At 73.2% G+C, this 11,920-nt stretch carries 8 protein-coding genes and 1 pseudogene; 2 read left to right on the top strand and 7 right to left on the bottom strand.

The features are described from left to right. Positions 1-145: 145 nt before the first annotated feature. Entirely contained in the window at positions 146-3,730 is a 3,585-nt protein-coding gene (locus PKA89_RS00045) for a TM0106 family RecB-like putative nuclease (protein WP_324415317.1), read from the top strand. An 81-nt stretch (positions 3,731-3,811) separates the two neighbouring features. Next, positions 3,812-5,932 carry a bifunctional diguanylate cyclase/phosphodiesterase gene (locus PKA89_RS00040; protein WP_324415315.1) on the top strand — a complete coding sequence of 707 codons (2,121 nt, stop codon included), beginning with the start codon at positions 3,812-3,814 and terminating at the stop codon, positions 5,930-5,932. Position 5,933: 1 nt separating this feature from the next. Here PKA89_RS00040 and PKA89_RS00035 read toward each other — a convergent pair whose 3' ends face one another. The 7 genes and pseudogenes from PKA89_RS00035 to PKA89_RS00005 form a co-directional block, all read right to left on the bottom strand. Then, positions 5,934-6,470: a DinB family protein gene (locus PKA89_RS00035; RefSeq protein ID WP_324415313.1), complete on the bottom strand. Its 537-nt coding sequence runs from the start codon at positions 6,468-6,470 to the stop codon at positions 5,934-5,936. Between the two features lie 83 nt (positions 6,471-6,553). Beyond that, positions 6,554-7,507: a cation diffusion facilitator family transporter gene (locus PKA89_RS00030; protein ID WP_324415311.1), complete on the bottom strand. Its 954-nt coding sequence runs from the start codon at positions 7,505-7,507 to the stop codon at positions 6,554-6,556. Then, the gene (locus PKA89_RS00025) at positions 7,504-8,208 is read right to left on the bottom strand and encodes a cation transporter (RefSeq protein WP_324415309.1); all 705 of its coding nucleotides are present in this window, start codon (positions 8,206-8,208) and stop codon (positions 7,504-7,506) included. The genes PKA89_RS00030 and PKA89_RS00025 overlap by 4 nt, the downstream gene beginning before the upstream one ends. Continuing rightward, positions 8,205-8,606: a metalloregulator ArsR/SmtB family transcription factor gene (locus tag PKA89_RS00020; RefSeq protein ID WP_324415307.1), complete on the bottom strand. Its 402-nt coding sequence runs from the start codon at positions 8,604-8,606 to the stop codon at positions 8,205-8,207. Before PKA89_RS00020 ends, PKA89_RS00025 begins: the two co-directional genes overlap by 4 nt. 1,606 nt (positions 8,607-10,212) lie before the next feature. Continuing rightward, on the bottom strand, positions 10,213-10,707 hold the full coding sequence (locus tag PKA89_RS00015; RefSeq protein ID WP_324415305.1) for an IS110 family transposase: 495 nt from the start codon (positions 10,705-10,707) through the stop codon (positions 10,213-10,215). Positions 10,708-11,005: 298 nt separating this feature from the next. Then, positions 11,006-11,446 (bottom strand): annotated as a pseudogene (locus tag PKA89_RS00010) (transposase); the annotation flags it as partial. 130 nt (positions 11,447-11,576) lie between these two features. After that, the coding region (locus PKA89_RS00005) for an integrase core domain-containing protein (protein ID WP_324415303.1) at positions 11,577-11,920 on the bottom strand (344 nt) is incomplete at its 5' end.

Raw genomic sequence — 11,920 nt, 5'->3', positions numbered from 1 at the left:
CTCGGGCCGTGGGCGGGTCACCCCCACCGGATGCCTCCAGCGTCCCACCGGGGGCGCCCCCGACCAAGGGCACGACCCGGTGAGGTGCGCGACACGGTGGCGGGCGGTCGGTGGGGGTGTCGGTGCGGCGGCGTACGTTCGAGACATGTTCCTCCTCGACGACGGGCGGCTGGTCACCAGCGCCAGCGACCTGCGCACGGCCTCGGCCTGCGAGTTCGCCCTCGTCGCAGGCCTCGACGTCGTGCGAGGGCTGCGCGCGCCGGTCGAGGACCCCGACGACCCGATGCTCCGCCGCGTCGCCCAGCTCGGCGACCAGCACGAGAACGCCGAGCTGCGCCGGCTGGGGCAGCTCCACCCCGGGCGGGTGCGGCAGCTGCCGTCCCCGGTGTACACCCGCGACGGCCTGGCCGCCGCGATGGACTCCACGCTGGAGGCCCTGGCCTCGGACGCCGCGGTGCTGTCGCAGGCGACCCTCTTCGACGGCGCCTTCGTCGGGCGCGCCGACTTCCTCGAGCGGAGCGAGGCCGGGTGGGTGGTCAGCGACACCAAGCTCGCCCGGCACGAGAACGTCCCGGCGCTGCTGCAGGTGGCGGCCTACGCGGCGCTGCTCGACGACGCCGGTGTGCCGGTCGCGCCGGTCGCCCGGCTCGTGCTCGGCGACGGCGAGGTCCGCGACGTGCCGCTCGGTGACGTCCTGTCCGTCTACCGCGTCCGGCGCGCACGGCTCGAGCAGCTGCTGGCGGACCACCTCGCGGGCGGGGGACGCGCCGTGTGGGGCGACCCACGGTGGCTCGCCTGCGGGCGATGTGCCGCGTGCACCCCCGAGGTCGAGGCGTCGCGTGATCTCCTCCTCGTCGCCGGGATGCGCGGACCCACCCGGGCCCGCCTGCTCGAGGCCGGGGTCCGCACCATCGACGACCTCGCCGAGCGCACCGAGCCCGTCCCCGACGTGCGCCCGGCCCAGCTCGAGCGCCTCGTCGCCCAGGCGCGCCTCCAGGTGCGCCAGGACGCCGACCCCGCCGGGGGCGTCTCCTACGAGCTGGTCGACACCGAGGCCCTGCGGCGGATGCCGCCTCCCGACCCGGGGGACATCTTCTTCGACTTCGAGGGCGACCCGCTCTGGCACGAGCGCGGCTCGGGCGACTGGGGCCTCGAGTACCTGTTCGGGATGGTCGAGGTCGACTCCGGCGCACCCGAGTTCACCGCACTCTGGGCGCACGACCGCGCCGGCGAGAAGCAGGCGCTCATCGACTTCGTCGGGCACGTGACCCAGCGGCGCCGCCGGTGGCCGGGCCTGCACGTCTACCACTACGCGCCCTACGAGACCTCCGCGCTGCTGCGGCTCGCCGCCCGGCACGGTGTCTGCGAGGACGACGTCGACCAGCTGCTGCGCGACGGCGTCTTCGTCGACCTCTACGCCGTCGTCCGGGCCGCGGTGCGGGTGTCGCAACGGTCGTACTCCATCAAGAAGCTCGAGCCGCTCTACATGGAGGCGCGCGAGGAGGACGTCCAGGGGGGCGCCGAGAGCATCGTGGCCTACCACGAGTTCGAGCAGGCGCTCGTCGACGGCCGCACCGACGAGGCGGCGCGGCGGCTGCAGGACATCGCCGACTACAACGAGAAGGACTGCGAGTCCACGCTGCTGCTGCGCGACTGGCTGCTCGAGCGCCGGCGCGAGGTGTGGGGGGACGCACCGACGCCACCCCCCGACGAGGTGACCGAGGCGCAGGTCAGCGAGCGCCGCCGGGCCGCCCTCGACCTCGAGGCCGCCGTCCGGGCGCACGTCGACGGCGTCGTGGCCGCCGACCGGACCGCCGAGCAGCAGGGTGTCGCGCTCGTCGGCTCGGCGGTGCTCTTCCACGCCCGCGAGGACAAGCCGAAGTGGCAGGAGCACTTCGAGCGGCTGCGGCTCCCGATCAGCGAGTGGCGCTCCGCCGAGGGCGTGTTCGTCGTCGACGAGGTCGAGGTGGTCGAGGACTGGTACCTGCCGCCGCGGGCCCGCAAGGCCCGTCGGCGGCTGCGGCTGCACGGCGAGCCGACGCGCAACCTCGCCCTGCAACCCGGCGCCAAGGTGTCGGCCGTCTACGCGGTCCCGACCCCCGAGGGCGTCGGGGCCGGGGTCCACGACGCGCACGGCGCCAGCGGGTCGGGCATCACGGTGTGCAGCGCCGAGGACTCGCTGAGCCCGTCCGGGTGGGTGCGCCAGGTGCTCGAGGTCGAGGAGACCCAGCCCGGGCCGTCCCCGCACGAGGTCGGCCCGGTGGCGCTCGTACCCAACGACCACGTCGGCACCGCGAGCATCGACGACGCGCTGGCCGAGGTCGCCGAGCAGGTGCGCGCGAGCGGACGGCTCCCGCGGTCGGCGGGCACCGACCTGCTCCTGCGCCGGCCGCCGCGGCTGCACGGCGGGGCTCCGCTGCCGCCGGCCGACGGGCCCGCGGGCTACGTCGGCGCCATCACGGCGGCCCTGCGGGCCATGGACCACTCCACCCTGGCCGTCCAGGGACCGCCCGGTACCGGCAAGACCTACGTCGGGTCCCACGTCATCGCCCGGCTCGTCGCGGACGGCTGGGCCGTCGGGGTGACCGCCCAGAGCCACGCGGCGGTCGAGAACGTCCTCACCACCCTCGTCGCGGCGGCCGGGGTGCCCGCCGACCAGGTCGGCAAGGCCGGCGCGCGGTCCCCCGACGTCCCGTGGACCACCCTGGAGCGCGCTGACGACCTGGCCGCCTTCGCCGCCGGACACCGCGCGGCCGGACGGGGGTACGTCGTCGGCGGCACCGCCTGGGACCTCACGAACACCAAGCGCGTCGAGCGGGGCCAGCTCGACCTGCTCGTCATCGACGAGGCCGGGCAGCTCTCGCTCGCCAAGGCCCTCGCGGTCTCGGTGGCGGCCCAGCGGCTCCTCCTCCTCGGGGACCCGCAGCAGCTGCCCGGGGTCACGACCGGGACGCACGCCGAACCCGTCGACACGGCCGCCCTGGTCTGGCTCGCCGGCGGGGCCGCCGTCCTGCCCGCCGAGCTCGGCTACTTCCTCGCGACGACGTGGCGGATGCATCCCGCGCTCACCGCCCGGGTGTCCGACCTCGCCTACGACGGTCGGCTCACCTCGAACGCCGCCGTCACCGGGCGCCGCGTCCTCGAGGGCGTCGAGCCGGGCCTGCACGTCCGGCTCGTGGAGCACCGGGACAACTCGACCCACTCCCCCGAGGAGGCCGAGGTCGTGCTCGACCTCGTCCACGACCTGCTCGGCCGGCGGTGGACGGACCCGGGCCCCCGTGGCGCGGACCGTGCCGGCGGCGCCACGGCGGACGGCTCGCGCCCGCTGGGCCAGCGCGACGTCATCGTCATCACGCCCTACAACGCCCAGGTCACGCTCCTGCGCAGGCGCCTCGACGACGCCGGCCTCACCGACGTCGCCGTCGGCACGGTCGACCGGTTCCAGGGCCAGGAGGCGGCCGTGGCGATCCTCTCCATGGCCGCGTCGTCGCACTCCGACGTCTCTCGCGGGATGGGCTTCCTCCTCGACCGGCACCGCCTCAACGTCGCCGTCTCGCGCGGCCAGCACTCGGCGTTCGTCGTCCGGTCCCGCGTGCTCACCGACTTCTCTCCGCGCACCGCGGAGGAGCTGATGGCGCTCGGCGCCTTCCTGCGGCTGTGCGACGGTGCCGTCTCCACCGCCCACCACCCCGCGCGGGCCGGCTGCGGGCCGGTCCCCGTCGGCGGCTGACCGCGAGGCGGGCATCGGCCGTCCGGCCGACCCACGACCGGAAACCCTCAGGTCGGCGCGGCGGCCGCCGATGGGCCGGACATGACGCGTGTCCGGCTCGCCCCCGTGGTCCTCGGGCTGTTCGGGGTGCTCTGGTGCGCCTACCCGCTCCTGCCGACGGGGAACGCTCGCTCGTTGTACTCCGACGCGGTCGCCGTGGCCGCGCTCGGCATCGGGCTGCTCCGGGCGGCCCGCATCCCCACAACCGCGCGTCGCGGCTGGGTCCTCGTCGTCCTCGGCTTCGCCGGCTGGGTCCTCGGCGACCTCGTCTTCACCCTCGAGGAGATGGCCGCGCTCGACGCGTACCCGGCGCCGAGCGACGTCGTCTACCTCGGGTCGTACGCGGTCATCGCGGCGGGCCTGCTCCGGCTCGTCCGCGGGCGGCAGAACCGCTCGGACCCGACACCCGTGCTCGACGCGGCGATCGTCGCGGTCGGCTTCGGCATCCTCGTGTGGACCTTTCTCGTCGCCCCGATCTCCTCCGACTCCACCCTGTCGCTGGCCGGCCGGCTCGTCGCGTCCGCGTACCCCGTGGCCGACGTCCTGCTCCTCGGGGTGCTCGTGCGGCTGTGGAGCACCGTCGGGGCACGCAGCGCCGCCTTCCACTGGCTGCTCACCGGCCTGACCGCCACGATGGTCGCCGACATCACGTGGAACCTCGTGGCGCTGCGCGACCCGCGTGCCGAGACCCCGGCGTGGCTCGACATGCTGTGGCTCCTCGGCTACCTGGCCACCGCCGCCGCGGCCTCCTCTCCCACCGCCCGCCACCTCGGAGGCGACGTGCCGGGCGAGGTCGGGGCCTCCGCCCGGCGCCGGCTCGTCGCACTCGGGTGCGGGCTCGCGCTGCCCGGGCTGGCCCTGCTCGCGGACGGCATCGTCACGCACAACGTGCCGTGGATCACCGTGTCGATCGGCTCGACGCTCATGTCCGTCCTCGTCCTGACCCGCATGGGGCTGCTCATCCGGACGGTGGAGGTGCAGGCCGTCCAGCTGGCCGCCCTCGCCCGCAGCGACGGGCTGACCGGAGCCCCGAACCGGCGCACCTGGGACCACGAGCTGGGACGGGCGGTCCAGCAGGCCGAGGAGACCCGCGAGCCGCTCGCCGTCGCCCTCGTCGACCTCGACCACTTCAAGCGCTACAACGACACCTTCGGCCACCAGGCGGGGGACCTGCTGCTGCGGGAGGCCGTCGCGGCCTGGACCGCGCTGCTCCTGCCCGGCGAGCTGCTGGCGCGCTACGGGGGCGAGGAGTTCGGGCTCGTCATGCCCGGGGCCGGCGTCGAGGAGGCCGCGCAGCGGCTCCAGCTCATGCAGTCGCTCACCCCGCGCGGGCAGCGCTTCTCCGGCGGGGTGGCCGCGTGGTTGCCCGGCACCGAGCCGGCCGACGTCGTGGCCCTGGCCGACCGCGCGCTGTACGACGCCAAGCACGCCGGTCGCGGCTGCGTCCGGGTGGCCAACGCCGCCCACGACGTGCCCTCGACGCCGCCCGTCCAGATCGCCCTGCAGCCCGTGGTCGACCTCGCCCTCGGCCGGGCGGTCGGCCACGAGGCACTCAGCCGCTTCGCCGACGGCGACCCGGAACGGGTGTTCGCCCAGGCCCATCGGGCCGGCAACGGCAACGCCCTCGAGGCCGCCGCCATCCGGTACGCCCTCCAGCAGCGTCCCGAGACCGGCTACCTCTCCGTCAACGTCAGCGTCGGCGCCCTCGTCAGCGAGCACGTGCGGGCCGTGCTCCCGGACGACCTGCGGGGCATCGTCCTCGAGATCACCGAGCAGGCCGACACCGAGCACTGGGACGAGGTCGCTGCCGTCATCGCCGAGTGCCGGGCCCGCGGAGCGCACATCGCCATCGACGACTGGGGTCGTGGGTACTCGACGATGGAGCGCACGATGCGGCTGCGGCCGGAGGTCGTCAAGCTCGACCGGTCCCTCGTCCTGGACCTCGAGGACCCGCTCCGGCAGCGCGCCGTCCGCACCCTCGTCGACTGGGCGCACAGCATGGGCGCCACGGTCTGCGCCGAGGGCATCGAGCACCCGGAGCAGGCGGCGACGCTGCGCGAGCTCGGGGTGACCCTGGGCCAGGGCTACCTGTTCGGCGTGCCGACGGTCGACCCGGCCGCGACGGCCCCGCTCGACGTGCTCGGCACCGCCGCCCCGGCCTGACTCACTGCCCGGTGCGTCCGTCGATGCACTCGCGCAGCAGGTCGGCGTGCCCGACGTGGCGGGCGTACTCCTCGATCATGTGCACGACGACGTCGCGGACCGCGACCTCGCCGTCGCGCCGGGTCACGGTCGAGCCGAGGTCGGCGGGCGACAGCGTGTCGAGCCACGAGTCGGCCGCCTCCACCTCGTGCCGCCAGGTGCGGAACGACTCCTCGACCATGGCGGGATCGCCCGTCGCACTGGTGAGCTCCCAGTCACGGTCGTCCGGGTCGGCGTAGAGGGGGTCGACGGTCAGGCCCTGGAGCACGTGGCGGAACCAGTACTGCTCGACGACCGCCAGGTGCCGGACGAGGCCGAGGAGACTCAGGCTGCTCGGGGGCACCGAGCGCCGGGCCAGCTGCTCGGCGTCCAGCCCCTCGCACTTCATCTCGAGGGTCATCCGGTAGTGGGTCAGGTACTGCCGGAGGACGGGCAGCTCGTCGACCGGCTGGCCCTGCGGCCGAGGGTCGCTGGCACGGTCGGTCCACGTGTCGCTCATGCCGCACAGCCAACCGGCTCCGCGGCGGCGCGAGCAACCCGATTCGGCGCGAGCCTCGGGTCCGCGGTGTTGCCGTCGTCAGGTCAGGGATGGGCCGGGGGCGGCTGGGGCTCGTCTCGTCCTCGGGGTCGAACCTCGTCCACGGCCACGGTGGTCGGTGCCGGGTGGTCGACCTGGAGGGTCGTGTGGTCGATCCCGTGGACCTCGGCGAGCATGACGGCGAGCGCCTCGCGCTGCTCGTGGCAGTCGAGGTGCTCCTCGACGAGGACGTGCGCCGAGAGCGCCGGGAAGCCCGAGGTGACCTCCCAGACGTGCAGGTCGTGGAGCTCGACGACCCCGTCGACCCCCCGGACGTCCCGCTCGATGGCGGCGACGTCGGTGCCGCGCGGGGCGGCCTCGAGGAAGATCCGTCCGGAGTCCCGCAGCAGTCCCCAGCCGGCCGTGGCCATGAGGCCCGCGACGACCAGCGCGGCCAGGGCGTCGGCCCGGGTCCACCCGGACAGCAGCACGACCAGCCCGGCCGCGGCGGTGGCGATGAAGGCGAACAGGTCGTTGAGGATGTGCTGGAAGGCGCCCTCGACGTTGAGCGAGCTGCGGTCGGCCCTGGCGATGAGCCAGCTGGCGCCGACGTTGACGACGATGCCGACGAGCGCCGTGCCCAGCACGAGGCCGCCCTCGACCTCGGGCGGGTCGACGAAGCGCCGGACCGCCTCGTAGACGAACCACACCGTCAGCCCCCACAGGGTCAGCCCGTTGAGCTGCGCGGACAGGATCTCGACCCGCTTCCAGCCGAACGTCAGGTTGCCGCGCGCCGGACGGGCCGCCACCCGCCGCGCGACCAGGGCCAGGGCGATGGCCGCCGCGTCGGTCAACATGTGCCCGGCGTCGGAGATGAGGGCCAGCGACGAGGCGATGACGCCGACGACCACCTCGCCGACCATGAACACGAGGATGAGCGTCAGCGCCGCGCCGAGGTACCGCGCGTCGCGGGTGTCCGCGCCGCCGCTGCCGATGCCGTGGTGGTGACCGCCGCTCATCGGCAGCACTCGTCCTCACCGGACGTACAGCAGTCCGTCTCCGCCGGCTCGGCGCCGGCAGCGGGAGCGCAGCATCCCTCCCCGCGCCAGGCCTCCCGGCCCTCACGCACGGCGACCGCCGCGATGACGAGACCGGCCAGCGGGTCGGCCCACCACCAGCCGAGGGTCGCGTTGAGGACGAGCCCGGCCAGGAGCACGGCGGACAGGTACGTGCAGAGCAGCGTCTGGGTCGAGTCGGCCACGACGCTCGCGGAGCCGAGCGCACGGCCGGTGCGGCGCTGCGCCCAGGACAGCCCGGGCATGACGGCCAGGGAGACGCCCGCGAGCACCATCCCCACGACCGAGGTGTCCGGGGCGCTGCCGGACACCAGCGTGCGGACGGACTCGACCGCCACGTACGCGGCCAGGCCGTAGAACGCCAGCGCCATCGCGCGCAGGGCCGTCCGCTCGCGCGACTCGGGCAGCGGGTGCGCGAACTGCCAGAGGATGATGAGACCGCTCGAGACCTCGACGACGGAGTCGAGGCCGAACCCGACGAGGGCCACCGAGCCGGCCGCCACACCGGCACCGACGGCGACGACCGCCTCGATCACGTTGTACGCCACGGAGGCGCCCGCGAGGAGGCGAGCCCGGCGACCGAACCGTCTGCGATGCTCCGCCTCGGCCGAGGTGAGCGGTCCCGGGTCCGTCGACGTGCTCATGCCGTCACCCCCTGGGCGGTGGCGCCCTGGCGCGGGCACAGGACGGCGGCGTCGCCGGTCAGTCCCAGGAGCCGCTCGGCCGCGGCGAGCAGGTCGACCGTGGCCTCGCGGTGGGCCAGGGAGTACACCGAGGACCGGCCCTCGGCGCGGACGCTCACGAGGCCGCAGTCGAGGAGGCACGCGAGGTGCTTGGAGACCGTCGACTGGGCGAGGCCGAGGTGCGCGGTCAGGTCGACCACCCGGTGCTCGCCCTCGAGAAGATGCTGCACGATGGCGACGCGGGACCTGTCGCCGAACCCCCGGAAGAGGCACGCGGCGGCGGTGACCGCCCGGACCTCGAGGGACGGCGCGACAGTCGTGCCGGCCGATCCATCGCCAATCGTCTTTCTCATCGCCATATGGCGATGCTATGCCGGGTTGGCGCGACGGACAACGTCCTGGCCACGTGGGCCGGACGGCTGGGTGTGGCTGGTCCTGCGCTCAGGGCGACTGCTCGACCGAGGCGGGACACCGACGACAACGACGAAACCCCGCCCGGTCAGCAACGTTCATGCTGGTCGGACGGGGTTCCCGGTGGGTGGAGCTGAGGGGATTCGAACCCCTGACCTTCTCATTGCGAAGGCGATTCGCGCCGTAGTGGGCCTTTCGGGATAGGTGCTTCCCCGTTGCAGGGCTTGCCCGAGAGCGGGTCCACGCCGAACCCGGGGGGCATCGGGGGGCACGGTTTCGGCAGGGAGTGGCACCGACCGGTAGCGGAGTACAGGAGCTCGGCGGAGTGGCCGGGTCAAGGGTGGCCGTAGGTCATCGCGGAGCGACGGCGCAGCCGCCCTTGATGCGGTCCGGAGTCGGGCGGATGCTCTGCGTCGGGTCGGCGCCATGGAGGTGAGGACGTCTCTGCGAGGCCAACCGGCACGCTCGATGTTGTGCGCGGCGAGGGGGTGGGGTGCGACGGGGGTGCGCGGAGGGCGCGAAGCGCCCGCAGCGCGGGGGTCCCTGTCGCGGGGCCCCGCCGCCGAGCTGCGCCGCGGCGCGGAGCGCCGCCTTGAGCCAGTACAGAAAGTCCTCCCCGGCCGAGTAGCTCCGACTCGGGTTGGGAACCCGGACGGCCGTCCCAAGCCTCCGCCCATGGACCAGCGAACAGCCGTAGCGGAAGCCGGTCGGCTCATCCATGCTGAAACCGTGAGCGACTTCTTCGAACGGCGGCGCAAACGTCGTGAACGCTGGGGCCGTCTGCGGGAGCTAGGAGATTGCCCCGAGTGCCGTCACCCGTGGACCGAGCACCCTGGCACGGGCAACGACGCCAACGGCATGTGCGGCGAGTGTGAGTATGAGTTTGAGCACGACCAGCGGACGACGACGGCGCCTGGATGTCGGCTGGCGTGCCCGGTACCCGACTAGGGCATTGCTCGCGTTACGAACGGCGGCGCGCAGGCAGCCGCAGGACCGAGGGAGGCTGTACCGCTACCCCAGTTCTTCCGGCCCTATCGAGCGGCGGTGGACGGATGGGTGCGAACGGCCGCCCCCCACAGACGCTGGCGACGATCGACCACCTCTCTTCCTCGATACTTGGTCCTATGCCCCACAAGCCTGAGCATGGCCTCTGGTGGCGCCTCGTCCGCCTCCAGCCGTTCGGGAGCGACGGCAGTTGGCGATTCGAACACCCATACTTTTCGACCATGCTCGTGCTCGTCGGCGTTGCGCTTGCACCTTTAGGCATCAACTGGTTCGCGCCACCCGACGCGCGCGTGCCTTGGGTTGTGGTGGGGCTCATCTGTCTCGCCTGGGTGGCCGGCGCATGGGCGGCCGTCCGCCTTGATGCCCGCCTCATGGGTCGCTTGAGAAGGTCACGGCGGGACGGGGGACCCGACGACGCATCGTCGTCTGCCGGCACAGATCCCGATCGCTGAGTTGATCCGTCGCGCAGCCCCTCAGGAGTGCGCGCCCTGATCAGAGCGGACTGCGCAATAGCGTGCGACCACGCTGTCTGGCATGAGTAGCCCTGTGTCAAGCAGCTGGGTTCTGGAGGCGTTGTAGGGCGCGGTGCTTGGTGGGGTCGTAGGGCTGTTGGTCTTGCCAGCAGCGCCAGATGATGTGGATCCAGGCGCGGGCGAGGATGCGGACGGCGTGGGGGTGGTCGTGTCCGCGGTCGCGGGCTAGTTGGTAGAGGTCGGCGGCCCAGGGGTTGGCGCGGTGTGAGTCGCCGGCAAAGTCGATGACGGCGCCGCGAAGCTGTTTGTCCACGGCCCAGCGGAACGTGACGACCTTGACCTTGCCGGACTGTTTGGTCGAGGGTGCAGCGCCGGCCAGGCACGCCAGGGACTCCGGGGTGGGGAATCGTCCTCGGGCATCACCGATCTCGGCGAGCAGCCGTGCTGCGCGCACGGTTCCCGAGCGAGGCAGGGAGGTGAAGATCGCGGCGTCGGGGTGGGCGGCCAGCTGGTCGGCGATCTGGTCCTCGAGTGCGGTGATCTGTTGGCGTAGTTCGCTCAGGGCGGCCACCAGGGACAGGGTGATCGCCGCCCTGGGTGCGGCTTGGGCGCCGGTGGTGCCGCGCGGTGCGTCGCGCAGGTGGCGCCACAGGTCCTCGAGGTTGGCCAGGTGGTTGTACCCGACCGAGCGCAGCCAGTTGCCCAGCCGGGCCTGGGAGAGCCAGTCGGCCTTGTCCTGGGAGGGGGAAGCGGGTCAGGAACCGCAGGGTGATCGGTGAGTCGATGTCCCGGAAGAGCCCGATCGCGCCGGGAAAGGTGGTGTGCAGGTGCGCGCGAAGCTGGTTGCCCATCGCGACCCGTGCCGCGACCAGGTCCTGGCGGGCGCGCACTGTCATGCGCAGGGTGAGGGTGGCGTCGCTGTCCGGGGTCAGCGGCCGTAGCCGTGCCCGGTCGGTGCGCAGGGTGTCGGCCAGGACGTAGGCGTCGAACCCGTCGTCCTTGTTGCCGGCCGAGCCGTACCTGCTACCCAGGTTCTTCAGCTGGTTCGGCGCGATGACGATGACCACCAGGTCCGCGTCGAGGAGTGCGTCGACGACCGGGCCGTCGCCGCGTTCGATGGCCACCTCGAGCACCCCAGCGCGACGCACCCGGCGCACCAGGTCACGAAGGCCAGGCGTGGTGTGGGCGACGGTGAACCGTTGACGCTGCACCCCCCTGCCGTCGACCACCGCGACGGCGTGCTCGGCGCTCGCCCAGTCGATCCCCGCGGTCGGTGCGGGTTCCGTTCCTGCAGGTCGTGGGTCGATCATCGGATGGTGCTCCTTTGCTGTTGCCGCAGCAGGTGGGCACCCCAACGGTTCGGGACACGATTACCGGTCGCTCACTGATCGGCGCTCTGGTGGCGCGCGGGACTGATGCACCGATAGGTGACAGGTTGGGTCAGGCGGCCTGAGTGGCCGGTGTGGTCATGATCGCCTCGTACTCGACGGGGGTCAATCCGCCGAGGGAGTCCTGCCTTCGGCGGCGGTGGTAGGTCCGTTCGATCCAGGTGACGATCGCGATGCGGAGGTCGTCGCGGGTGGCCCAGGAGCGGCGGTCGAGGACGTTCTTCTGGAGCAGGGAGAAGAAGCTCTCCATGGCGGCGTTGTCGCCGCAGGCGCCGACCCGGCCCATTGACCCGACCATGCCGTGACGGTGCAGCGCGCGGACGTGCTTCCTGCTGCGAAATTGGGCGAGTTCAAGGGGTCGTTGCAACACCGGGTTGTTGAAGGGAGCGTAGTTGC

The organism is Phycicoccus sp. (assembly GCF_035325325.1).
Lineage (GTDB): Bacteria > Actinomycetota > Actinomycetes > Actinomycetales > Dermatophilaceae > Phycicoccus.
Note: the sequence above shows the minus strand (reverse complement) of the source record. Positions and strands in the feature narration are given on the sequence as shown.